The organism is Mangrovimicrobium sediminis (assembly GCF_004745945.1).
Classification (GTDB): Bacteria; Pseudomonadota; Gammaproteobacteria; order Pseudomonadales; family Halieaceae; genus Mangrovimicrobium; species Mangrovimicrobium sediminis.
Genome location: NZ_SRLE01000014.1, coordinates 26,079 through 49,104, shown reverse-complemented (window position 1 = coordinate 49,104; position 23,026 = coordinate 26,079). Strand labels below are relative to the sequence as shown.

At 66.7% G+C, this 23,026-nt stretch carries 20 protein-coding genes; 16 read left to right on the top strand and 4 right to left on the bottom strand.

The window, feature by feature from the left end; all coding sequences use genetic code 11:
* Positions 1 to 87: 87 nt before the first annotated feature.
* The 11 genes from E4634_RS18690 (at position 88) to E4634_RS18640 (ending at position 11,415) form a co-directional block, all read left to right on the top strand.
* Positions 88 to 1,029, top strand: a complete 942-nt coding sequence (locus tag E4634_RS18690; RefSeq protein ID WP_206046949.1) for a cyclase family protein — start codon at positions 88 to 90, stop codon at positions 1,027 to 1,029.
* A gap of 38 nt (positions 1,030 to 1,067) precedes the next feature.
* The gene (locus tag E4634_RS18685; RefSeq protein ID WP_135446194.1) at positions 1,068 to 3,044 is read left to right on the top strand and encodes a flavin-containing monooxygenase; all 1,977 of its coding nucleotides are present in this window, start codon (positions 1,068 to 1,070) and stop codon (positions 3,042 to 3,044) included.
* 20 nt (positions 3,045 to 3,064) lie between these two features.
* Positions 3,065 to 3,442: a nuclear transport factor 2 family protein gene (locus E4634_RS18680; RefSeq protein WP_135446193.1), complete on the top strand. Its 378-nt coding sequence runs from the start codon at positions 3,065 to 3,067 to the stop codon at positions 3,440 to 3,442.
* 83 nt (positions 3,443 to 3,525) lie between these two features.
* The gene (locus tag E4634_RS18675; RefSeq protein ID WP_135446192.1) at positions 3,526 to 4,512 is read left to right on the top strand and encodes an acyl-CoA dehydrogenase family protein; all 987 of its coding nucleotides are present in this window, start codon (positions 3,526 to 3,528) and stop codon (positions 4,510 to 4,512) included.
* Entirely contained in the window at positions 4,512 to 5,690 is a 1,179-nt protein-coding gene (locus E4634_RS18670) for an acyl-CoA dehydrogenase family protein (protein ID WP_135446191.1), read from the top strand. Before E4634_RS18675 ends, E4634_RS18670 begins: the two co-directional genes overlap by 1 nt.
* Positions 5,691 to 5,712: 22 nt before the next feature.
* Positions 5,713 to 6,393 carry a hypothetical protein gene (locus E4634_RS18665; RefSeq protein ID WP_135446190.1) on the top strand — a complete coding sequence of 227 codons (681 nt, stop codon included), beginning with the start codon at positions 5,713 to 5,715 and terminating at the stop codon, positions 6,391 to 6,393.
* A gap of 13 nt (positions 6,394 to 6,406) precedes the next feature.
* Complete coding sequence (locus tag E4634_RS18660; RefSeq protein ID WP_135446189.1) at positions 6,407 to 8,074, top strand: AMP-binding protein; 1,668 nt, start codon at positions 6,407 to 6,409, stop codon at positions 8,072 to 8,074.
* Positions 8,075 to 8,107: 33 nt separating this feature from the next.
* Entirely contained in the window at positions 8,108 to 8,512 is a 405-nt protein-coding gene (locus E4634_RS18655; protein WP_135446188.1) for a nuclear transport factor 2 family protein, read from the top strand.
* A gap of 13 nt (positions 8,513 to 8,525) precedes the next feature.
* The gene (locus E4634_RS18650; protein ID WP_135446187.1) at positions 8,526 to 9,263 is read left to right on the top strand and encodes an SDR family NAD(P)-dependent oxidoreductase; all 738 of its coding nucleotides are present in this window, start codon (positions 8,526 to 8,528) and stop codon (positions 9,261 to 9,263) included.
* A 52-nt stretch (positions 9,264 to 9,315) separates the two neighbouring features.
* On the top strand, positions 9,316 to 10,509 hold the full coding sequence (locus tag E4634_RS18645; protein ID WP_135446186.1) for a cytochrome P450: 1,194 nt from the start codon (positions 9,316 to 9,318) through the stop codon (positions 10,507 to 10,509).
* A 78-nt stretch (positions 10,510 to 10,587) separates the two neighbouring features.
* Positions 10,588 to 11,415 carry an enoyl-CoA hydratase gene (locus tag E4634_RS18640; RefSeq protein ID WP_135446185.1) on the top strand — a complete coding sequence of 276 codons (828 nt, stop codon included), beginning with the start codon at positions 10,588 to 10,590 and terminating at the stop codon, positions 11,413 to 11,415.
* A gap of 177 nt (positions 11,416 to 11,592) precedes the next feature.
* Here the strand turns inward: E4634_RS18640 and E4634_RS18635 are convergent, their stop codons facing one another.
* Positions 11,593 to 11,913, bottom strand: a complete 321-nt coding sequence (locus tag E4634_RS18635) for a 2Fe-2S iron-sulfur cluster-binding protein (protein WP_135446184.1) — start codon at positions 11,911 to 11,913, stop codon at positions 11,593 to 11,595.
* 271 nt (positions 11,914 to 12,184) lie between these two features.
* Between E4634_RS18635 and E4634_RS18630 the strand changes: the two genes are divergently transcribed.
* Together E4634_RS18630 and E4634_RS18625 are read left to right on the top strand one after the other, a co-directional pair.
* Positions 12,185 to 13,129, top strand: coding sequence for an alpha/beta hydrolase (locus E4634_RS18630; protein ID WP_135446183.1), 945 nt, complete (start codon positions 12,185 to 12,187; stop codon positions 13,127 to 13,129).
* Positions 13,111 to 13,908: a CmcJ/NvfI family oxidoreductase gene (locus E4634_RS18625; protein ID WP_167854985.1), complete on the top strand. Its 798-nt coding sequence runs from the start codon at positions 13,111 to 13,113 to the stop codon at positions 13,906 to 13,908. Before E4634_RS18630 ends, E4634_RS18625 begins: the two co-directional genes overlap by 19 nt.
* A 37-nt stretch (positions 13,909 to 13,945) precedes the next feature.
* Here the strand turns inward: E4634_RS18625 and E4634_RS18620 are convergent, their stop codons facing one another.
* A complete protein-coding gene (locus E4634_RS18620; RefSeq protein WP_135446181.1) occupies positions 13,946 to 15,415 on the bottom strand; it encodes a flavin-containing monooxygenase in 1,470 nt (489 codons plus the stop codon).
* A 246-nt stretch (positions 15,416 to 15,661) separates the two neighbouring features.
* Between E4634_RS18620 and E4634_RS18615 the strand changes: the two genes are divergently transcribed.
* The 3 genes from E4634_RS18615 (at position 15,662) to E4634_RS18605 (ending at position 20,650) form a co-directional block, all read left to right on the top strand.
* Positions 15,662 to 16,825, top strand: coding sequence for an acyl-CoA dehydrogenase family protein (locus E4634_RS18615; protein ID WP_135446180.1), 1,164 nt, complete (start codon positions 15,662 to 15,664; stop codon positions 16,823 to 16,825).
* Between the two features lie 13 nt (positions 16,826 to 16,838).
* Positions 16,839 to 17,882: an acyl-CoA dehydrogenase family protein gene (locus tag E4634_RS18610; protein WP_135446179.1), complete on the top strand. Its 1,044-nt coding sequence runs from the start codon at positions 16,839 to 16,841 to the stop codon at positions 17,880 to 17,882.
* Between the two features lie 392 nt (positions 17,883 to 18,274).
* Positions 18,275 to 20,650 (top strand): TonB-dependent receptor, encoded by a 2,376-nt coding sequence (locus tag E4634_RS18605; protein ID WP_135446178.1) that lies wholly within the window; start codon positions 18,275 to 18,277, stop codon positions 20,648 to 20,650.
* A gap of 281 nt (positions 20,651 to 20,931) precedes the next feature.
* On the opposite strand, the gene E4634_RS18600 is transcribed toward E4634_RS18605, so the two are convergent.
* Both E4634_RS18600 and E4634_RS18595 read right to left on the bottom strand, forming a co-directional pair.
* Positions 20,932 to 21,645, bottom strand: coding sequence for an NIPSNAP family protein (locus E4634_RS18600; RefSeq protein ID WP_135446177.1), 714 nt, complete (start codon positions 21,643 to 21,645; stop codon positions 20,932 to 20,934).
* Between the two features lie 54 nt (positions 21,646 to 21,699).
* Positions 21,700 to 22,917 carry a CaiB/BaiF CoA transferase family protein gene (locus E4634_RS18595; RefSeq protein WP_135446176.1) on the bottom strand — a complete coding sequence of 406 codons (1,218 nt, stop codon included), beginning with the start codon at positions 22,915 to 22,917 and terminating at the stop codon, positions 21,700 to 21,702.
* Between the last annotated feature and the right edge of the window lie 109 nt (positions 22,918 to 23,026).

The following is a 23,026-nucleotide window of genomic DNA, read 5'->3' as shown; positions in this document are numbered from 1 at the left end:
TGGTCCAGGAGGCCTGAAGGCGCTAATTGGGGAGAGTTTGGCGATGACGACGCACTCGGTCGCGTCAATCTGCTGACCCCGGAGAAAGTGCTGCAGGCCGTCGCAGAAGTCAGAGAGGGAGTCAGCTTTTGTCTCTCCCTGCCACTGGACTATCCGGGTAAGTCCGCGCTCAACCCGCGCCGTTTCCCACCGCAGATCCAGTACTCCATGCGCGGCGACGACCCCGCCATGTGCTACCCGTTGGCGCGCCTCAACCCGGGCCAGACCGACGTGGTCTGCGACGACCGCGTCACCCTGTCCACACAGTATTCCACGCAGTGGGACAGCCTCGCCCACATGGGTGCGCTGTTCGACGCGGACGGCGACGGGCAGGACGAGGTCGTGTTCTACAACGGCTACCGCGCCGGCGAACACGTGCGCGGCCCGCGCGATTACCTGGATGGCGACCGCGAACTGCCGCCGCCCTACGGCGCGGGTCCGCTGGGTATCGACGCCCTGGCCGCGGCCTGCATGCAGGGGCGCGGTGTGCTGGTCGACCTGCACGCCCACTACGGCAAGCGGCGCGAAGCCATCGGCTACGAGGCTCTGATGCAGGTGCTGGAAGCCGATGGGGTGAGCGTGGAGCCCGGCGACATCCTGTGCCTGCGCACCGGCTTCGACCGCGTGCTGCTGGACGCCGAGCGCGATCCGCCGGAGGGCATCCAGCACGAGGTATGTACCGGCCTGGACGGCTCCGACCCGAAGCTGTTGCAGTGGATCACCGACAGCGGGGTGGCCGCCATCCTCGCGGATAACGAGGCGGTGGAGTTCCTGCCCACGCCGAACCCGCCGGCCGGCCGCGGCGCGCATTTCCCGCTGCACGAGCACTGCCTGTTCAAGCTCGGCGTACCGCTGGGCGAACTGTTTTTGCTCAGTGACCTGGCGGACTGGCTGCGCGCGGCCGGCCGCTACCGTTTCCTGTTGACGGCGCCGCCGCTGCGCCTGCCCGGCGCAGTGGGTTCCCCGGTGAGTGCGGTGGCCACGGTCTGACACCGCGCCGCAGTGAATTAATAAGAGAGATTGTAGTTATGAACCTGAAGGAACAGATTGAGGCGGCAGCGGCCGATCCCGACGCCCTGCGCCAGGCGGTGGCCGGCGCGCACGTCGTACCCCTGCTGATGAGCTATGTGCACCTCACCGGGGACAAGTCCTTCCTGCCGCGCGTGCGCCCGTACATCCAGGGCGGCTGGGACTACCAGCAGGCCATTCCCGAAGACCTGCAGGCGGAGATTCGCGCGGCCCTGGTCGAGGCGATCGAAACCCTCGCGGCATCGGGCGGTGCGCAGCATCGCGAACCGCCGCGCGAGGAACTCAAGGAGATGATGGACGTCGCCTGCGGCGCGGACGTGCCGGAGAAATACCTGCCTATTTTCTACGAGGAAACCTGTTTCGGTGGGCGCGACTACCGCCGGGTCGAGTGGCGCAAACCGGTGTCCGAGGACAGGCTGCGCGACTTCCAGGTCGTGATCGCGGGGGCGGGCTTTTCCGGCGTGGTGATGGGCATCCGCCTGAAGCAGGCCGGTATTCCCTTCGTTATCATCGAAAAAAACGACGCGGTGGGTGGCACCTGGTACGAGAACACCTACCCGGGTATCGGCGTGGATACGCCCTGTCATTTCTACTCGTTCTCGCTGATGCCCAACCCGGACTGGCCGGAGTTTTTCAGCAAGGGTCCGGAACTCGACGCCTACATCAACCGCATGGTCGACCACTTCGGCATCCGCGAGCACATCCGCTTCAATGAGGAGGTCAGCGCCGCGCGCTACGACGAGGCGGCCTGTCGCTGGCAGGTGGAAACGCGCCGCGCCGATGGCAGCGTCGATTCCCTCGAAGCCAACGTGTTCATCAGCGCAGTGGGTATCCTCAACCGCCCGCGCATCCCCGCATTTCCCGGCCTCGATACTTTCAAGGGTCCCGCCTTTCACTCGGCGCGCTGGGACCACAGCGTGGATATCACCGGCAAGCGCGTGGCGCTGATCGGCACCGGCGCGACGGGTATCCAGGTGGGCCCGGCGATCGCCGACAAGGTCGGGCACCTGACCATCTTCCAGCGCTCAAAACACTGGGTGATCCGCCACCCCATGTACCACGAGCATGTGCCGGAAGCGGTCACCTGGGCCACCAAGCACATTCCCTATTACATGGACTGGTTCCGCTTCCAACTGTTCTGGGCCGCCTCGGATGGCTTCTACCCCACGCTGAAGATCGACCCGCAGTGGAGCGACCCCGAGCACTCGCTGAACGCCGAGAACGCGAAGATGCGCGAGGAACTCATCGCCTACATCACCAGCGAACTCGGCGAGCGCACTGACCTGCTGGACAAGGTGATCCCGGAGTACCCGCCCTTCGGCAAGCGCATGCTGCGCGACAACAACTGGTTCAGGATGCTGTGCCGCGACAACGTCGAGCTGTACGCCGGTGACGTGGAGCGCATCGAGGAGGACGGCGTGGTCGCCGGCGGCCGCAAATACCCGGCGGACGTGCTGGTGTTCGCCACCGGCTTCCACGCTTCGCGCCTGCTCGCGCCAATGGATATCGTCGGCCGCGGCGGGGCGACCATTCGTGAGCGCTGGGGCGAGGACGACCCGCGCGCACACCTGGGCATCACCGTGCCGGATTTCCCGAATTTCTACGTGCTGTACGGCCCCAACACCAACCTCGCCCATGGCGGCAGCGCGTTCTTCCACAGCGAGTGCCAGGTGCGCTATATCAGCGAGGCCCTGCGCGAGATGCTGGAAAACGACTGGGACGAGCTTGAGGTCCGGCGTGAACCGTATGAGGCCTACAACGAAAAAGTCGATACCGAGCACCGGCAACTGGTGTGGTCGCATCCCGGCGTGACCAGCTGGTACAAGAACAGCAGTGGCCGGGTGATCATGAACTCGCCCTGGCGGCTGGCGGACTACCGCCACTTCACCGCCGACATCGACCTCACCGAGTACCACTGCCGGCGGCTGGACGAGGCCTGTGCCGCGACCGGCAGCGACGCGGCGGGCGGCGCCTGAGGGCGCGCGGGAGCGGCGAGATGAGTGACGACCTGCACACGGTGATCCTGGCCCGCGAGCAACAGCGCTGCGACGCTTTGCTGGCCGGCGATATCGAGGCCCTGTCCGGCCTGCTCTCGGAGCGGCTGGTGTTCGCCCACGCCAATACCAACTACGACGACAAGGCCAGCCTGCTGGCGCGCATGAGTTCCGGTAACATCGTCTACAACACCCTGCGTATCAGCGAGCCGCGGGTGGTGGACCTGGGCGACACGGCACTGCTGGTGTCGCGGCTGACCGCGGGCGTCACGGTCGGCGGCCAGGACAAGGCGATCGACAACTGGACGCTGTCCGTGTGGACACAGGAGGCGGGCGAATGGCGCCTGGTGGCCTACCAGCCGACGGCCATTCCCGGATAAGACCAACAACACGGGCTGTCCGCCCTGTGCGGACGGCCATCGCGGCGACCTGGCCGCGGTCGAAGTAAAGCGGAGTTACACCCATGTACCTGGCACTCGATGCCGATGAACGGGAAATCGCCGACGCCGCGGCGGACTTCCTGGCCAACGAATTTCCCCTGCAGCGCCTGCACGCCAGCGCGCGTGACCCCGAGCGCCTGGCTGCTTTCGCCGAACTCGGCTGGCTGGGCCTGGCGGCGCCTGAGGCGGCCGGCGGCAGCGCACTGGGCGTGGTGGAGGAAATGCTGTTTTTTGCGGCGCTGGGGTACCAGTGTGGCCCGCTGGCGGTGTTCACCCAGGTGCTGGCGGCGGCCGCTGCGCAGGAAAATATCGAGCTGTGCGCCGGGCTCTGTGCCGGTCAGGTTGGTAGCGCCCTGCTGGTGACGCCACCGAACGGGGACGCGCCGGTGCGCCTTGTCGGCGATGCCGCGGCGCCCTATGCCGTGGCGGTGGATGCCGCCGGTGCCACACTTTATGCGCTGCAGGGCGAGTACCTGCACGAGCAACCCTGCCTGGACCAGTCGGTGGGCATGTACACCGGCCCGGCACAGTGCCTGCAGCTCGTGCAGCACAGCGCGGGGGAGGGCGCCTGGCGCCGTGCCCAGGTCGCGGTGTCCGCGATGTCCATGGGCATCGCCGAACGCGCGCTGGCGATGATCGTCGAATACGCACGCGAGCGCGAGACCTTCGGCCGCAAGATCGGCGCCTACCAGGCAGTGCGCCATCCCTGTGCCGACATGGCGGTGCGCAACGAGGCGGCGCGCAGCCAGTTGTACTACGCCGCCACCGCCCTGCACGAGGGTCATGCGGACGCCGCCATGCAGGTCGACGCCGCGCAACTGCTGGCCGCCCGCGCCGCGCGCATGAATACAGACGCCAATATCCAGCTGCATGGCGGCATCGGCGTCACCGACGAGCACGATGCCCACCTGCTGCTCAAGCGCGCCAACCTGTTGGAGCGCCTGCTCGGCGCCGGGCGATCCCTGCGCGCCAGCCTGCTGGCGCCGGAAGCCGGCGAGGAGGCGCACTGATGGATCTGGTGTTTTCCGAAGCCGATTTGGATTTTCGCGCCCGCGCCCGCAGCTGGCTGCGCGACAACATTCCCGCCACCGCGCGCCCGGCACACGGCGCCGCGGCGGCACAGTTCGACCGCGACTGGCAGCGCCGCCTGTACGAACACGGCTGGGCTGGCGTCAACTGGCCGCAGGAATTCGGCGGTCTCGGCCTGCCGGAGGTACAGCAGGTCATCTGGTACGAGGAGTGCGCTCGCGCCGGCGCGCCGAACTATATCAACACCACTTACGTGGCCCTGATGCACGCCGGCCCCACGCTGATCGCCTGCGGCACCGAGGCGCAGAAGGCGTTTCACCTGCCGCGCATCCTGTCCGGCGAGAGCCTGTGGTGCCAGGGCTTTTCCGAGCCCAACGCCGGCTCCGACCTGGCCTCGCTGAAAACCTCGGCGGTGGTCGATGGCGATCACCTGGTGGTCAACGGCAGCAAGACCTGGACCACCGACGGCCAGCACGCGGATTTCCAGGAGCTGTTGATTCGCACCGAGCCGGGCTCACAGCGCCACCGTGGTCTCACCTGGGTGATCTGCGACATGACCACGCCGGGTATCTCGATGACGCCGATCCGCACCATGCTCGGCGACGAGCACGTCAACACCACCTTCTACGATGACGTGCGTATCCCGCTGGCTAACGTGGTGGGCGAGATGGGCAGCGGCTGGAAGACCGCCATGTCGACACTGTCCTTCGAGCGCGGCACGGGTTTCATCGGCGACCAGCTGGCCCTGTACGAACGCGTCAACCAGGCTATTGAACTGGCCCGGCGCACGCGCCTGGAAGACGGCAGCCTGGCCATCGAGGACAGCGCCATCGCCTCGCGCCTGGCGCTGATCAAGGCCGACACCCTGGCCATCCGCGCCATGACCTTCGCCCAGATCAGTGAGCTGCAGCGCTCCGGCAACCCCGGCCCCAAGGGCTCGGTGATGAAGCTGCTGGTCACCGGGACCTCCAAGGCGCTGAGTCACCTGGTGGCGGAAATCCTCGGCTGGGAGTTCATGGCCTTCAACGGTGACCGCGCCGAGCACCCCTGGACCTACGAGTATTTGTGGAGCTGGGTGTATACCATTGCCGGCGGCACCTCGGAGATCCAGCGCGAGATCATCGCCGACCAGCTGCTGGAACTGCCGCGTGCGCGCTGACCGCAACCCACAGGACACTCCTATGACCGCATGTTTCCAGTTTGCATTTTCCAGCCCTGTCGAGGGGATGGAAGCAGAGTTCCAGCGCTGGTACAGCGACGAACACCTGCCGCACTCGGTGCGCCTGCTGGTAGTCGAGGCCGGGCAGCGCTTTGCTCGTGTCGAGGGCACGCCCTGGCCGGCGGGACGCCACCACAACCTGGTGATCTGGGAACTGGCCGGCGACCCTGCGACGGCCATCGAAACCCTGTTGGCCAGCCACGGCACGCAGGCCATGCCGATCAGTCCCGCTATCGACATGAGCAGCGTGCAGCCGCCGACCATGAGGCTGTTGCGCCGGTTCGCCGCGGGCGCGGAAAGCGAACCGGAACCCGCATCGCGCGGGCAGCTGCTGCTGGCGTTTCTCAACCCGGCCGAGGGCGCGGATGCGGCTTTCGAGTCCGCCCTGCTCGATGGCGGACTGCGCGAGTTCGCCGGCCTGCCCGGCGCCGGTGCCACCAGCTTGTGGACACTCACCGAGGCGCAGCTGCGCGGCAGCGCGCGCAAGTACCGCTACCTGCTGATGTTCGAGGCCGACGATAGCGCCGCGCTGGTCGATGCGCTCACCCGGCCCGCGGACCGACTGGCGGCGATCCCGCACGGCGATGCGCAGCGCATGTTCGCCGCGCTGTTCGAGCCGCTGACACCGCGTGTTGCGGCTTGAACCGGGGGCGCGCATGAGCTGGAAGATTCGACACGACGTGGGCGGTTTCCCGCTGCGCTGCAGCGCAGAGCACGAGGCGCGCTGGCGCGAGGCGGGGTACTGGCGCGAGGAGACCCTGGCCGACGTGGCGCGTGAACAGGCGCGCCTTGCGCCGCAGCGCGCGCTGCTCATCGAGGGCGGCCGCACCCTGACCCGCGGCGAGGTCTACAGCGATGCACTGCGCCTGGCGCGCTACTTCCTCGAGCGCGGGGCGCGCGCCGGTGACGTGGTCGCCTTCCAGTTGCCCAACTGGTCCGAGAGCGCGGTGATCGCGCTGGCGGCGCGCATGCTGGGTCTGGTGATCTGCCCCGTCCCGCCGATCTACCGCGAGTCCGAGCTGCTCTACATCCTGGGCGAAACCGCCGCGAAGTTTCTCTTCGTGCCGCGCGAGTTCCGCAAGTGCGATTACCCGGCGCTGGTCGCCGGGCTGCGCGACCGCCTGCCGCAGCTGCACGAGGTGATCGTGCTGCGCGGCGATGCCGGTACCGATACCCCCTGGGCCACGGTACTGGCCAGCGAACCGCTGGAGACACTGCCGGAGGTCGACCCCGGCGCCGCCTTCATGGTCATGTTCACCTCGGGGACTACCGGGCGCGCCAAGGGCGTACTGCAGACCCACTACGGCTTCGGCTACAAGGCCAGGCAGATGGTCGAGGCCTGGGGCGTGGGTGAGGGGGACGTGATCTTCATGCCCTCGCCGGTGACCCACATCACCGGCGCCATCTGGGCTTTTGACATCCCGTGGATCAGCGGCGCGCCCGCCGTTCTGCTCGACGTGTGGCAGGTGCAGGACGCGATCGACGCGATCCGCGAATACCGCTGCACCATCAGCGGCGGCGCCACACCGTTTTTGCAGCAGTTCCTCGCTGCCACCGCGGACGACCGCGCCGCGCTGGCCTCGCTGCGCACGTTTTTCTGCGGCGGTACCTCGGTGTCGCCGGAGTTGATCAGGCAGGTGTCACAGGCCTTCCCGGGCTGCCTGTTCTTCCGCGCCTACGGCTCCACCGAGATGATGACCGTGACCCTGGGTATCAGCAGCCGCGAGCAGGCGGCGCTGGGCGCGGAGACCGACGGCGTGGTGCTGCCGCCGATCCAGGTCAAGCTGGTCGATGACGATGGGAACGACATCGAGGAAGACGGCGTCGAGGGCGAAATCCTCGCCATGGGGCCGGAGCAGTTCGCCGGCTATCTGGACCCGCAGGACAACGCCGGCGCCTTCGACGATAATGGCTTTTTCCGCATGGGTGACCTGGGCCGCTGGTGCCACGGCAACTACCTGGAAATCACCGGGCGCAAGAAAGACATCATCATCCGCTCCGGCGAGAACATCAGCCCCAAGGAAGTCGAGGACGTGCTGATGCAGCACCCGGCGATCGCCGATATCGCGATTGTCGCCATGCCCAGTGCGGCGACCGGTGAGATGGGCTGCGCCTTCGTCATACCGGCGCAAGGTGCCAGCATCGACCTCGCCGACATGCGACGCTTTCTCGATGGCGCGGGCCTCGCCAAACAGAAATACCCCGAGTGGCTGGAATGCGTGGCGGACTTCCCCCGCGTGCCCTCGGGCAAGGTGCGCAAGGACGAACTGCGCCGCCTGGCGCAGGAGATCGCCGGGCGCCAGCGCGAAGCGCAGGGGCAGTAGCCCCGCGACCCCAGAACAATAAAGGTAAAACCGATGTCAGGCATTTCCCTGGAAAACCGTTTAGCCGTACACGAACTCATCGCCTCCTATTCGTACCCGGTGGACAATTACCGCGGCGAGGACTGGGCTGACCTGTTCCTGGAGGACGGCCGTCTACTCGGCCCGGACATCCACCTGCAGGGGCGCGACGCGTTCGTGCGCAAGGCGCAGGACCTGCAAGCGGGTTCGACCGAGTACCGGCACTGCATCAGCAACGTGGTAGTGGAGAGCGAATCGACCGACGAACGCGCCCAGGCCAGGGCCTATGGCGCGGTGTCCGACTGGGCGACGCGCCCCGCGGTACTGAGCATCTTCGTCGAATACCGTTTCGAACTGCACAATACCGCACAGGGCTGGAAGATCGCCGAGATGCGCGTGCACATGCCCTACGCGGACTGACGGAGGCGTTGCCATGAGACTGCAGGACAAGGTCGTACTCCTCACCGGTGCCGCCAGCGGCATGGGCGAGTGCCACGCCCGCCGCATCGTCGCCGAGGGCGGCCAGTTGCTGATGACCGATATCGCCGAGGCGGCGGGGCAGGCGCTGGCGGCGAAGCTGGGCGAGCGCGCCCTGTTCGTCACCCAGGACATTGCCGACGAGGCGCAGTGGCAGCGTGTGGCGGAGCTCGCCAGTGAGCGCTTCGGCGGTGTCGATGTGCTGGTCAATAACGCCGGCATCCTGACCAAGGGCGCAATCGGCGACGAGAGCCCGGAGACCCTGCGCAAGGTGCTGGACGTCAACGTGGTCGGCACCTGGATGGGCATCCGCGCCATCAGCCCGCTGATGATCGCCCGCGGCGGCGGTTCCATCGTCAATATCTCGTCGCAGGTGGGGTACCGCGGCTGGACCGATTACAGCGTCTACGGCTGTTCCAAGTGGGCAATTCGCGGCCTGACCAAGCACCTGGCTCTGGAACTTGCGTCCCACAACATCCGCGTCAATGCCATCCTGCCCGGCGCGGTGGACGAAACCGGCCTGTTCAGCGGCCGCGTGGACGAGACTCTGCGCACAAAGGTGCAGGAAAGTATTCCATTGGGGCGATTCGTGACGCGTGAGCAGGTATCATCGCTGCTGGTTTTCCTCGCATCGGACGAGTCGGGGTCCACGACCGGCACCGACAACCTGATCGACGGCGGCGTCAGTATCTGAGCCGCGGCAGCCAGCGACGGACAGAATTCGGTTTTACCTTCGGAGACACTCAATGGAAGCCCAGGCGCTCTACTACGACCAGTACAGCTACGACATCGACGACAACCCCTACGAGATCTGGAAGCGCCTGCGCGACGAAGCGCCGGTCTGGTACAACGAGAAGTACAACTACTGGGTGCTCAGCCGCTACGACGACGTACTCAAGGCCTCGATGGACTGGCAGAACTTCAGCTCGGCCTGGGGCACGGTGCTGGAACTCATGTCGGAAAATCCCGGCGACGCACCGCTGATGATCAACAACGATCCGCCCTACCACGACCAGCTGCGCGCGGTGGTGGCACAGCAGTTCACCCCGGCCTCGATCGCGAAACTGGAAAACGACATTCGCGACATCGTACTGGGCTACCTGCAACCGCTGGAGGGCCGCGACAGCTTCGACTTCGTGCAGGACTTCGGCCGCTGGATTCCCATGGACGTGGTCAGCCACATTCTCGGCATTCCCCACGAGGGTCGCCGCAAGATCAACCAGTGGGCGGACGACTCCCTGGCGCGCGATGAGAACGGCGGCATGACCGAGGCCGGTATCAACGCCATGGGCAAGGCGATGGGCTATTTCTCCGAAATCCTGGAAGACCGCAAGGCCAATCCCTGCGGCGATTTCCTCTCCTACCTGACCCACGCCGAGATCGAGACGGAGGACGGCAAGCGCCCGTTCACCAAGGACGAGAGCCTGTTCTTCATGGTGCTGATCGCCTCTGCGGGCAACGAGACCGTGGCCCGCCTGCTCAGCAACGCCGGCGTGCTGCTGGCGCGCCACCCAGAGCAGCGCCAGAAGCTGCGCGACAACCCGCAGCTGATTCCCCGGGCGATCGAGGAGATGCTGCGCTACGAGCCGCCCTCGCCGATCCAGTTCCGCCGCCTGCTCAACGACGTGGAGATGCACGGCGTGACCATGAAAGCCGGCGACAACGTGGCCCTGCTCACCGCCGCCGCGACCCGCGACGACCGCCACTGGGACAACCCGGAAGTGTTCGACATCGAGCGTGCGCCCAAGCGCCACGTGACCTTCGGCTACGGCCCGCACACCTGCCTCGGCTCGTCGGTGGCACGGCTGGAATCGAAAATCGCGCTGGAGGAAGTGCTCAAGCGCATTCCCGACTGGGACGTGGAAACCGCGGGTCTCAAGCGCACCCGTACCAGCACCGTGCGCGGCTATTCACACGTGCCGATCGTGATCAAGCGCTAGGGTGCCTTTGCGCCTTACCAGCGCCCGGAACGGCCGCGACGCCAGCAGCGAAACAATAAAGCCAGGAGCGAAACAGTGATGAGCGACACCGTACTTTATGAGGCCAGCGAGGGTATTGCCCATATCACCCTGAACCGGCCGGAAGTGCACAACGCGCAGAACCCGGAGCTGCTGGCCCGCCTCGACGAGTGCTGGACCGCCGCGGCGCGCGATGACAGCGTCAAGGTGATCCTGCTGCGGGCCAACGGCAAGAACTTCTCCGCCGGGCACGACCTGTCGGTGAAGGAGGACGAGAAGGACGTATTCGCCAGCTTCGACTGGGAAACCCGCGGCATCACCGGCCAGTACCTGTGGGAGCAGTCCCACTACTTCGAGTACAGCCGCCGCTGGCGCAACAATCCCAAGCCGTCGATCGCCGCGGTGCAGGGCGCCTGCGTCGCCGCGGGGCTGATGCTGTGCTGGCCCTGCGACCTGATCATCGCCGCTGACAACGCCTGGTTCAGCGACCCGACCATTATCATGGGTATCGCCGGGGTGGAGTACCACGGCCACACCTGGGAGCTGGGCCCGCGCAAAGCCAAGCAGATGCTGTTTACCGCCGAGCGCATCACCGCGCACGATGCGGAAAAGCTCGGCATGGTCAACGAGGTGGTGGCGCTGGATGAACTGGGCGAGGCCGCCCTGGGCATGGCGCGCAAGATCGCCGAGCAGGACCTGTTCTCGCTGATGATGGCCAAGCGCGTGGTCAACCAGACCATGGACACCATGGGCCAGCCGGCCGCGCTACAGGCCGCCTTCGATATTCACGAGTTCCAGCATACCCAGTGCCTGGCGCGCTCCGCGGGCAAGAGCGCCGTGCTCACCCGCGATGTGTCGAAGCTCAAGCAGAACAATACGAAAGGCTAGTACGAGAGGCTTGTACGAAGCGCCTTCACGAAAGGCTCGCAGGCAGGGCTCGTATCAATGCCTAGTGTGAAGGGCCTAATGTGAAGGGCCTAGTGTGCAAGGCCTCGCGTGCAAGGCCTTGGGGGAGGGTGCCCGCAGCCGGCGGCGAAGCCAAACGCGTCGCCACCGGCCCCACAGTCAGTACTGTGATTCGGGGATGTGAACCACCAGCCCGGACAGTTCCTCGGTGACCTGCACCTGGCAGCCCAGGCGGCTGTTTTCCTTCGGCTCCACGGCGAATTCCAGCATGGATTTCTCGACGTCCGCCGCTTCGGGCAGCTTGGCGAAGTAGGCGTCATCGATGTAGCAGTGGCAGGTCGCGCAGCTGCAGGCGCCGCCGCAGTCGCCGAGAATGCCCTCGACACCGTTATCGATTGCGGCGGTCATCAGTGAGGTGCCCTCGGGAACGTCGACGATCTTCTCGCTGCCATCGGGCTGGATGAATTTTACGCTTGCCATGCTTACCTCGGTTGTCCTGTGTGGTGGTGTGTGCCCGACGCGTCCGCGCTGTGCGGACCCGTCGTTACCTGTCCCGGCCGACTGTCGCGCCGGCTCAGAAAAATTGACACATTGTTAGTAATGGGAAATTATACCGCGAGCGGTGACATTTTACATGGCATCGGGATTGTCGCCCGGGCCGCCGCGTCATCCGCCTGCGCGTCCGTATTATACGGGTTTTCCCGACAATAAAAGCATCCCGCCGAAGCGGGAGCGAAAACAGGTAGCTCCCATGCCGACCGACACCGATCCAGTCCATCCCTACTACCGCGCGATCCTCGATGCCTATGCCGAGGCCGGGCGGCCGTACTTCTGGCAGGTGGATCCGGTGACGGCGCGCGAGATGCTGCGCAGCAGCCTCGCCGCCGCGCCGCCACAGTCCGGGTTACCGGAACTGGAGAAGGTATGGGAAGAGCAGGTCTGTGGCGCCGACGCCGACGCCGACGTGCCGGTGCGGCGCTACCGGCCCCAGGGTGATCCGCTGGGTGTGGTGTTGTACTGCCATTCCGGCGGCTGGGTGATCGGCGACCTGGATACCGGCGACGCCCTGTGCCGGCGCCTGGCCGCCGGCGCCGGCTGCGAGGTGGTCAGCGTCGATTACCGCCTGGCGCCGGAACATCCCTGCCCGGCGGCGCAGGACGACCTGTGGGCGGTGCTGCAGTGGGCGCGTGCCGAGCTGCCGGGGCCGATCCTGCTGGCCGGTGAGAGTGCCGGTGCCAATCTCGCAGCCGCCTGTGCGATTCGCGCGCGTGACGCGGGTATTGCACTGGCCGGCCAGTACCTGGCCTACCCGGTAACCGACCACGATTTCACCACCGGATCCTATCGCGACGTCGGCGGCGAGAACTACCTGCTCTCCGAGGCGGATATGCGCTGGTTCTGGGGTCACTACTGCCCGGATATCGCGCAGCGCGACCAGCCGCTGGTCTCGCCCCTGCGCGTGCCCGATGCCGCGGGACTGCCGCCGGCCCTGGTGCACGTGGCCCAACTCGACCCGCTGCGCGACGAGGGCCTGGCCTACGCCCAGCGCCTGGCCGCCGCGGGCGTACCGGTGCGCACCCGCTGTGACAGCGGCATGCTGCACGGCTACCTGGCGGCCGCCGCTGCGGTCCCCGCCGCCGCGCAGGCAGTTGAGGAAGCGGCGCAATGGATCGGCTCATGCCTGCGCCAGGCGTAACCGCCGCGCTCAATTTTGCCGCCGATCGCAGGGACGGCGGTATCTGGAGCAACACCTGGCGCGAGCGGATCACCCAGGCGCTGGTGGCGCAGCCGGTCACCCTGCACGACGCCCGGCAGCTGCCGTCGCCGCCCTCGCTGGAGCGCGAGGGCTTCGAGATTCACCCCATGCCCCTGGATGGGGGCGATTGGGAAAACCCGGCCTGGGTGGCGGAGTACTACCTGCCGCAGGCCCTGCAGCTGGTAGCCGCCCTGACCGGTGCGGCACATGTCGCGCCGCTCTACCACGGCGCTATCCTGATTCGCGATACGGGCGACCCGCACAGGGCGCCGGCCGCCGAGTTCGTGCACCTGGACCAGACCCGGGACGCGGTACAGCCGTTCCTGGAAATGGCCGCCGACGCCGACCTGCGCGAGCGCTACCCGCACTACCGGATCTTCAACCTGTGGCGGTCGCTCACGCCGCCGCCGCAGGACGTGCCCCTGGCCCTGTGCGACCAGCGCACGCTGGAGGAGCGCGACTGGGTGATCGGCCGCACCGTGGAGCCAAACTTTCCGCAGGGCGTACCTTACCTGAGCAGCGTCCACAACCCGGCGCAACGCTGGCACTATTTCTCCGCGGTGACGCAGGACGAGGTGATTGTCTTCAAGGGTTTCGACAGTGACAGCAGCCAGCCCATGGGCTGCCTGCACGGCGCGTTCCAGCAGCCGGGCCTGGCCCCGGGCAGTGTGCCCCGGGCCAGTGTCGAACTGCGTGTTTTCGCGTTTTACGAAAGTTGAAAGCGCAGGGCGGTGCCGCGGCAGCGAGGACTGGCGCTCAGGCCGCGGTGAGTTCGTAGTCGTCCAGGTTCGGCTTTTCCATGACTTCCATGAAGTGCTCGTAGGGCCAGGGCCAGACCTGCGGCACGCCCTCGGCGTCCAGGTACCAGCTGCTGCAGCCGGAGGCGAACACGGTTTTCTTCGCCGCCTCGGTGCGCAGTGCCTCGTAGTGTTCCAGCGCCGCATGGCTGGGTGACACCTCGGTGCAGCGGCCGCTGCGCAGCAAGGCCACCAGCTGCTCGATGTAATTCCACTGCCGCTCGGCGATGTCGATGAGCGAGAAATTGCCCACCGGGCCGGTGGGGCCGTTGAGCATGAAGAAGTTGGGGAAGTCGGGCACGGTGACCGCGTAGTAGGCCTTGGGGTGCTGCGCCCACAGCGTGTTGAGGTCGGCGCCGTCGCGGCCGGTGATGGTCATCGGCCGCACGAAGGCGTCGGCCTTGAAGCCGGTGGCCAGCACCAGCACGTCGAGGGGGTGGAAGCTGCCGTCGCGCATGCGCACGCCGTCGCTCTCGATGCGCTCGATGCCGCTGGTATCGACGTAGACCGTCGGGTCCTGCACCTTCTCGTAGTAGTTCGGTGAAAACACCATGCGCTTGCAGGCGGCGCGGTAGTTGGGGCGCAGCTTTTCGCGCAGCGCCGGGTCGCGCACGCTGTTCTCCAGGTTCTGCTCGACGATGGACTGGATCTCCGCCAGCTCCGGTGAATTGGCATCGATGATCGCGGCGAGGAAGCGGCCGCGCCGGGCCTGCGCCTCGGGGCCGCTGCGCACGTCCTCGATACGCTGCGGGTCGGTGCGGAAGGCCTGCTTGTCGTCCTCGCTGTAGCGGGTGTCCGGGCAGGGCATGATCCACTGCGGCGAGCGCTGGAAATGCACCAGGCGCTGCACCTTGCCGGCCAGCGCGGCGACGATCTGCACGCCGGTGGAGCCGTTGCCGATTACGCCCACGCGCTGCCTGGCGTAGTCGATGTCGTGATCCCAGCGTGCGCTGTGGAAGCACTTGCCCTGGAAGTCGGCGAGGCCGGGGATGTCCGGGATGCTCGGGTGGTGCAGCACGCCGGTGGCCGCCACGAGTACGTCGGCGACATCCTCCTCGCCGTCGCGGGTGGTGACGTGCCAGCGCCCGTCCTCGAAGCGGCAACTGGCGATTTCCGTATTGAAGCGGATGAAATCGCGCACGCCGAAGCGGTCGGTCATCTTTTCGAAATAACCGCGAATTTCCGACCCCGGTGCGTAGAACGCGCTCCACTCCGGGTTGAAGGCGAAGGAGTAGCTGTAGGAGTGGGCGGGCGTATCGCAGGCGACGCCGGGGTAGGTGTTCTCGCGCCAGGTACCGCCCACGCCGTCACCCTTTTCGTAGATGACGAAATTCTCCTCGCCGCGCTCGCGCAGGCGTATTCCCGCGAGAATGCCGGCCATGCCTGCACCGATGATGATGTAGCGGAGGTTGCGACTGGAGGCGGACATCGGGTGCTCCTGTAGTGCGAATAGTAATGCGAATATCAGTGCAGGTGTGCGCGCACCGGGCAGCGCCCGTCGCGGATACCCGGCGTTATTGTGGCGCTCATATTCACTCACCGCGTGGGGCGAAGTCAATAATAAGTAACGAACCGTCAATTATTGTTGCCGCCGCTCCGGGCGGGCGGGTACACTGCGGCCAGTGGCAAATGTCGCGCCGTCGTTTGCGGTGCGTACACGACCTGGGATGCAACCGTGCAACTGGACTACACCGAAGAACAACAGGCGTTTCGCGCAGAGGCCCGGCAGTGGCTCGCCGCGCACGTGCCCGCCGAACCGCTGCCCAGCTACGACACCGAGGAGGGCTTCCAGCGGCACCGCGAGTGGGAGGCGGTGCTGCACCGCGGCCGTTGGACCATGGTCACCTGGCCCGGGGACCTCGGCGGGCGCGGCAGCAGCCTGGTCGAGTGGCTGATCTTCGAGGAGGAGTACTACCGCGCCGGTGCGCCCAAGCGCGTCAACATGAACGGCATCTGCCTGCTCGGGCCGACGCTCATGGAGTACGGCAGCGAGGCGCAGAAAGCGCGCATCCTGCCGAAGATGGCCAGCGGCGAGGAGATCTGGGCCCAGGCCTGGTCGGAGCCGAATGCAGGTTCGGACATGGCGGCTATCCGCAGCCGCGCCGCGCGGCAGGGCGATACCTATGTGATCAACGGCCAGAAAATCTGGTCGACCCGCGCGGTCTGGGCGGACTGGTGCTTCGGCATGTTCCGCACCGACCCCGACTCGCAACGCCACCATGGGCTCACCTTTATCCTGGTGCCGCTGGACACGCCCGGCGTCACCGTACGCCCCATCCCCCAACTCGACGGCCTGCCCGGCTTCGCCGAAATCTTCTTCGACGACGTCGAGGTGCCGGTGGCGAACCGCCTGGGCGAGGAGGGTGCCGGTTGGCGCGTGGCCATGGCCACCGCCGGCTTCGAGCGCGGCCTGATGCTGCGTGCTCCGGCGCGCTTCCAGGAAACCGCGCGCCGGCTGGTCGAGCTGTACCGTGAAAATCGCGCCAGTGCCGACCGCGATCCCGCGATTCGCGACGCGGTGCTGCGCGCCTACCTGGATGCCGAGGCCTACTGCCTGGCGACCTACCAGACCGCCTGCCGCCTGGACCAGGGCGGCAAGATCGGCCCGGAATCCTCCACCAACAAGATCTTCTGGTCGGAACTCGACCAGGCCATGTGCGGTACCGCCATGCGCATCCTCGGTGCGCGCGCCGAGTTGTTGCCGCACGCGCCGGCCGCCGCCGGCGTCGGCACCTGGCTGGACGATTTCCTGTTCGCCCAGTCCGGGCCCATCTACGCCGGCAGCAACGAAATCCAGCGCAATATCATCGCCGAGCGCATGCTCGGTATGCCCAGGTAGCCGGAGGACAGGCGTGGACTTCACCTTTACCGACGAGCAGTGCCTGTTCCGCGACGCCGCGCGCGATTTCCTGCGTGGGGAGATCAAGACACAGCGCATCCGCGAGTCCTGGAACACTGACAGCGGGCGCGATACTGCCCTGTGGCGGCAGCTGGCGGAGATCGGCCTCACCGGGGTCACCGTGCCGGAGGCGCACGGCGGGCTCGGGCTGGATGAGCTGGATTTCGTGCAGCTGGCGCAGGAGTGCGGCTACGTCGCCCTGCCCGAACCGCTGGTGAACTGTGCGCTGGTGGCGGTGCCGCTGCTGGTCGCCGTGGGCGACGAGTTGGCCGCGCACTGGCTGCCGAAGGTGGCCGCCGGCGAGGCTCGGGTGATCGCCGGCCTGGCGCAGGACCCGCTGGTGGAAGACGCCCACGTTGCGGACCTGCTGCTGTATGGCGAGGGCGGCAATCTCTACGCCCTGCAGCCGGACGAGTATGCGCTGGTGCGCAGCGAATCCGTGGACCCTTCGCGGCGCCTGTTCCGCGTAACGCCCAACCCCGGCGTTGCGGCCGTCCTGGACGGCGCGCAGGCCGAACCCCTGCTGGCCGCCGGCTTCGAGCGCGGCGCCCTGGGCTGCGCCGCCCAGGCGCTGGGCCTGGCGCAGCGCATGCTCGACATGTCCGTCGAGTACACCGCGCAGCGCGAGCAGTTCGGCCGGCCGATCGGCAGCTTCCAGGCGGTCAAGCACCACCTGGCGGACGTGGCGGTGGCGTTGGAGTACGCCAGGGCGCCCGTGTACCGCGCTGCCTGCAGCCTGGCCCGGGGCGATCCGCGCGCACCGCTGCACGTCGCCCACGCCAAGCTCGCCGCCTGCGACGCCGCGAGCCTCGCCGCGACGAAGTCGATCCAGGTACACGGTGCGATGGGCTACACCTGGGAGGTGGACCTGCACATCTTCATGAAGAAGGCCTGGGCACTGGCCGGCAGCTGGGGCGACGCGGCGAGCCACAAGGCGCGTATCGCTGAAGCCGTGCTCGACGACGGGGCGCCGCTGGGTGCCGGCGCGACGTTCTGACGTGACGTTCTGACGTGACGTTCTAAAGTGTGCCGGGAATCACCCTCGAGACGCCGGTTGGGTGTTACACGAGTCACGGGGATGCGCCGGCTGCGGCCGCGGCGCAGGTGCTCCGGCGAGGCTGCGAAGCGCCCCGCAGGAAGGCCAGAAAACACTTGCATAAAACCAACGGTGTGTTAGCTTTTTGCGAATAAGATACCGGCTGTATTTCCCGGAGAGACAAGTCGGTACTGTAAATCCAGCATTTTGGTATCCGGGAAATCTCGATAGCGCCGCCTGACCGCGGCCCGGGGTAGGACAAGAAAAACATTACTGACTCGAATTCAGTTATGGGACTGGCCGCTCAGCGGCGATAAAACCAATAAAGTACATGTCACTCTGGAGTAAAAGAAATGCCCACCAGGAAACCCTGTAGCCAACGCTTTCCGACACCGGTCCTGTTTGGTTCGGCCCTGTTGTCAGGCCTGCTGGCAACCACCGCGCACGCCCAGATGCGGCTGGAAGAAGTGATCGTCACCGCGCAAAAGCGCGAGCAGAGCCTGCAGGATGTCCCGGTTGCGGTGACCGCCCTGACCCGCGATGCCATCGAGGTCAACAACGTGGTCGACGTCAACGATCTGTCGGGCCTCGCACCCAACATGACCGTGCGCCCCTCGGCGGGCGGCGTGAATATCCCGGCGTTCTCCATGCGCGGCATAACCAGCTACGGCGTGGTGGCCGGCTCCGACAAGCAGATCTCCATCTACCTCGACGGCGTGTATATCGGCTCGCCGCGCGGTTCCATCTTCCAGTTGCCGGACATCGAGCGCCTGGAAGTACTGCGCGGCCCCCAGGGTACGCTGTTCGGCCGCAACGCGACCGGTGGCGCCATCAGCATCGCCACCCGCGACCCGCTGGGTGAATTCGCCTTCCGCCAGAAACTGGGTATCGGCAACCGCGATTACCTGCGCTCCGACACTACGATAGACCTGCCCAGCTTCGGCAACCTCAGCGCCTACTTCACCTACTCGAAAGAGGAGCAGGACGGCGACATCGACAACCTCGGCGCCGGGGTTACCTGGGACCGTACGGGTTTCAACTATGGCAAGCAGACCTCGCCCGACACCCTCGGTGACGTCGACTCGGAGAGCTTTTTCTTCTCCGCCCTGTGGGAGCCCACCGACGCGCTGTCTGTGAGCTACAAGTTCGATTACGCGACGGACGAGGGTACGCCCACCGGCAACGCGCTGGTCAGCGACCTGTACACCGGCACGCTGCCGCCGGATGGCGCCGCCTTCCTCAACCTGCTGGCGGAGGCCAACCCGGACCTGCTGTGGAACGGTAAAACCACGCGCCCCAATGCGGTGAACAACGCGTGGTCGGTGAATCGCGACCAGGAAGTGCAGGGACACAACCTGACCGTCACCTGGGAGATCAGCGACAACCTGCTGCTCAAGAACACCCTGGCCTATCGCGAGGCCGACGTGTTCCAGCCGGCGGATATCTCCGGCACCAGCGGCTGGGTGATCGGTGACTTCGTCGCCATGTTCGTCGGCCTGCCCGGCGATACGCCCTTCTGCTACGCCTGCTCCCAGTCCAACGGCGAGAGCGAGCAGTTCAGCAACGAACTCCAGCTGACCTGGGATGGCGATTGGGGCACGGTGACCGGCGGCGTGCTCTACTACGACTCGGACGACGAGTCCGGCAGCCCGCGCGACTCCGTCAATACCTTTATTTTCGGTTTCTTCCCGGAGTACGTGGTGCCAAACGGCAACCAGGGTTACTCGTTGAACCAGGCGGAATCCTACGCCGCCTACGCACAGGCGGAGATCGCCATCACCGACGACCTCGACCTGCTGGCGGGCCTGCGTTACACCAAGGACGACAAGTCCGGCAACTTCGTACAGGGCACGCCCGAGGCGCCGGTGTTCAACAAGTTCGAGTATGACGACGATCACGTCGACTACCTGATCGGCGTCAACTACGCCATCTCCGACGCCATCATGGCCTACGCCAAGTTCTCCACTGCCTATGTGTCCGGCGGCTCGGTGGCGGGCTTCGGCTTCGAGCCAGAGGAGGCGGAATCCTGGGAGATCGGTTCCAAGGCGGACTTCCTCGATGGTCGCCTGCGCGCCAACCTGGCGCTGTTCGATGTCAGCTACGACAACCTGCAGACCGCGCAGTCCGGCGCCAACGTCGAGGGCGCGGAGAACATCAGCGTGCTGATCGTCGAGGGCGGCAAGCTCGAGGCGCAGGGCGCGGAACTGGAACTCACCGCGCTGCCGTTCGAGGGCCTGACCCTGAGCGCCGGTATCGGCTACCAGGATGTGGAGTTCGCGGAGGTCACCGACGAGGTGGCGGCGACGGTATTTGCCGTCGGCCCCAACGCCTTCCCCAACTCCTCGTTTGAACCGACCCTGGTGCCGGAGTGGAACACCACGCTGTCCGCCAACTACGAGAGCGAGCCGCTGTTCGCCAACGCCTACCTGAGCCTGGGCATCACCGGCATCTGGCACGACGATATCCGCCTGGAGTCCAACCCGGGTCGCGCCGCGGCGACGCCCTTCGGTTCCGCGGAGTTCTCGCCCGCGACCTGGAACGTGAACGCGCGGGCGGCGCTCAAGAGCATCGAGTTCGGCGATCACTGGGTGGGCGAAATCGCCCTGTGGGGCCGCAACCTGACTGACAGCGACGAGCTGAACTTTGTCACCAACTTCGGCGGTTTCGTCAGCGGTACTTTCGAGGCCGAGCGCAGCTACGGCATCGACCTGGTGCTCAGCTACGAGTAACAGTGCCGGCGGGACGGGGTGGGACCCTGCGCTCCGTTACGTCTTTCCAGGCGCCCGTTTGGGCGCCTTTTTTTATGGCTGAAGAACCGGGGTCAGAGCCGCGGCTCTCACCCCTCGCGTTGCAGCCCTGGGTTTAGCGGAACCGGGGTCAGAGCCGTGGCTCTGACCCCTCGCGTCGCAGCCCTGGGTTTAGCGGAACCGGGGTCAGAGCCGTGGCTCTGACCCCTCGCGTCGCAGCCCCGGTTTAGCGGAACCGGGGCCACGGCCGTGGCTCTGACCCCTCACTCCGACCCGGTCAGGGGGTGGCCGGGCAGGGCGCTGAGGAAGGAGTCGTCCCAGCCCTCGCGCAGGGCGGGGGCCAGTTTCATCCAGCTCTTGATGTCGTCGGGAATATCGCCCTGCCAGGCCGGGTACCACTTGCCGAAGCCCTCCCAGCCGCCCTCCAGCGCCCAGTAGTGGATGACTTCCTCGTTGCGGAAGATCGGCACGAAGGAGCCCAGCCATTTCTTGCCGGTGCGCTCGGACCACGGCACGTAGGCGTACTGCAATTGCTCGATATAGTCCTCCTGCCGGCCGGGCTTGGTGGTCATGATCTCCTGGATCACCACGCTGGCATCGAAGCGTTCTGCGACCAGCTCGCTGAGCAGCTTTATCGATGAGTTGGCGTAGCACAGGCGTCCCTCGCCGGTAGCCTCCAGCGCCTGCAGTGCCTTGTTCCAGGCGGCGAAGGCCGCACCCTCGCTGCCGCCGCCGGCGCGTTCCGCGCCCAGCCGGCCGAGGTGGGCGTAGTCGTCGATCTCCCAGATGGTGGTGATCTCCGGCCAGTGCGAGTTGAATGGGCTGCCCTGCCAGTGGCCGAACAGGCGCGCGCCCAGGCGCTGCATGGCGGGTTGGTAGTGTTCGGCGAAGGCCGCGACATAGGCGTCGGTATCGCCGATTCCCAGCGCGGTGGTCTCGTGAATGTAAAGAGCCCGGTTCTTGAACTGCTTGCGCATGACTGGTCTTCCCTGTCGTTGGTGTTATGCGTCAGCTGCCGGGCTCGCGGTGCGTCACGGGATGACGCCCTCGGCCTGGAAGCGGGCGATGCTCTCCCACTCGTAGCCCAGTTCCATCAGCAGCGTTTCGGTGTGTTCGCCGTGCTCAGGCGCGCGGCGCAGCGTGGGCGGCTGTTCGTCGTACTGCACGGGCACGGCGGGCAGGCGGTAGTGCAGGTCGCCGTCGTTGACCTCGCCGATGTAACCGTTGGCAATGACCTGCGGGTCCTCCGGCAGTTCGTCGACGCGCTGCACCGGCGCCCAGGGGGCGTCGATGCGGCCGAGCAGGGTCTTGCTCTCCTCGAAGCTGCGGCGGCCGAACTCGGCGTCGAGTTCCGCCAGGCAGGCAGCGCAGTTGGCGCGGCGCGCCGCGAGATCGGCAAAGCGCGGGTCGGCGACCAGGTCCTCGCGCTCGAGCACGCGGCACAGGTCCGCCCAGTAGCGGTCGCCCTGCAGCATCATCAGCTGGATGAAACGGCCGTCGGCAGTGCGGTAGACGCTGGTCAGCGGGTTGGGCGTCGCCGTGCGATCGGTGGGGCGCGGCATGCTCTTGCCGTCGAGCACCGTGAGCAGGTCGGAGGAGAGCGTCCACATGGCGGTGGCCAGCAGTGAGACGTCCACCACCGAGCCCTGGCCGGTGCGCTGGCGCTTGAGCAGGGCGCCGGCGATGCCGAAGGCCAGCGCCATGCCGCCGTTGCGGTCGCCCATGGCGCCGCGCTGGCTGATCGGGTAGTCGCGGTCCAGCGGGGTCAGGGCATCGGCGACACCGCCGCGGGCGAAGAACGCCGAGGCGTCGTAGCCGGCCTGGTTGGCGTCCGGTCCGCGCACGCCAAAGCCGTTGCCGCGCGCGTACACCAGCGACGGGTATTTCTCGCGCAACTGGTCCGCGTCCAGGCCCAGGCGCCGCAGCGCCTCCGGGCGCAGGCTGGTGAGGAACACGTCCGCGCTCTCCAGCAGCTTGTGCAGGATTTCCAGGCCGCCGGGTTGCTTGACGTCCAGGGCCAGGGAGCGCTTGCCGCGGTTGGCCAGGGCGATCGACAGGTTGACGCCGCTGCCGCTGTCCGAGCCGATGCCCTGGGTGGCCAGCGAGCGATAGGGGTCGCCGTCCGGGTGCTCCACGCGCACCACGTCCGCGCCCCAGTCGGCGAGCAGTGCACCGGCCACGGGTACGAAAACCCATTGTGCGAGTTCGACCACGCGCACGCCTGCGAAAATATCGGCTGTGTTGTCCATGTTATTCGGTTGTCCTCATTTCCGGGTGGAGTACTGGGCGGCGAGGCCGCTGCCGCACGCCGCGAGGCGGGGCGTTGCAAGCGCTCGCCGATGCGAGTTTCGCGCCAGT

Coding starts and splice junctions, on each gene's coding strand:
- E4634_RS18660 (WP_135446189.1), top strand. CDS start 6,407: ATGAGCTGGAAGATTCGACACGACGTGGGCGGTTTCCCGCTGCGCTGC.
- E4634_RS18620 (WP_135446181.1), bottom strand. CDS start 15,415: ATGTCCGCCTCCAGTCGCAACCTCCGCTACATCATCATCGGTGCAGGC.
- E4634_RS18680 (WP_135446193.1), top strand. CDS start 3,065: ATGAGTGACGACCTGCACACGGTGATCCTGGCCCGCGAGCAACAGCGC.
- E4634_RS18650 (WP_135446187.1), top strand. CDS start 8,526: ATGAGACTGCAGGACAAGGTCGTACTCCTCACCGGTGCCGCCAGCGGC.
- E4634_RS18600 (WP_135446177.1), bottom strand. CDS start 21,645: ATGCGCAAGCAGTTCAAGAACCGGGCTCTTTACATTCACGAGACCACC.
- E4634_RS18670 (WP_135446191.1), top strand. CDS start 4,512: ATGGATCTGGTGTTTTCCGAAGCCGATTTGGATTTTCGCGCCCGCGCC.
- E4634_RS18685 (WP_135446194.1), top strand. CDS start 1,068: ATGAACCTGAAGGAACAGATTGAGGCGGCAGCGGCCGATCCCGACGCC.
- E4634_RS18635 (WP_135446184.1), bottom strand. CDS start 11,913: ATGGCAAGCGTAAAATTCATCCAGCCCGATGGCAGCGAGAAGATCGTC.
- E4634_RS18645 (WP_135446186.1), top strand. CDS start 9,316: ATGGAAGCCCAGGCGCTCTACTACGACCAGTACAGCTACGACATCGAC.
- E4634_RS18665 (WP_135446190.1), top strand. CDS start 5,713: ATGACCGCATGTTTCCAGTTTGCATTTTCCAGCCCTGTCGAGGGGATG.
- E4634_RS18595 (WP_135446176.1), bottom strand. CDS start 22,917: ATGGACAACACAGCCGATATTTTCGCAGGCGTGCGCGTGGTCGAACTC.
- E4634_RS18605 (WP_135446178.1), top strand. CDS start 18,275: ATGCCCACCAGGAAACCCTGTAGCCAACGCTTTCCGACACCGGTCCTG.
- E4634_RS18675 (WP_135446192.1), top strand. CDS start 3,526: ATGTACCTGGCACTCGATGCCGATGAACGGGAAATCGCCGACGCCGCG.
- E4634_RS18655 (WP_135446188.1), top strand. CDS start 8,108: ATGTCAGGCATTTCCCTGGAAAACCGTTTAGCCGTACACGAACTCATC.
- E4634_RS18630 (WP_135446183.1), top strand. CDS start 12,185: ATGCCGACCGACACCGATCCAGTCCATCCCTACTACCGCGCGATCCTC.
- E4634_RS18640 (WP_135446185.1), top strand. CDS start 10,588: ATGAGCGACACCGTACTTTATGAGGCCAGCGAGGGTATTGCCCATATC.
- E4634_RS18625 (WP_167854985.1), top strand. CDS start 13,111: ATGCCTGCGCCAGGCGTAACCGCCGCGCTCAATTTTGCCGCCGATCGC.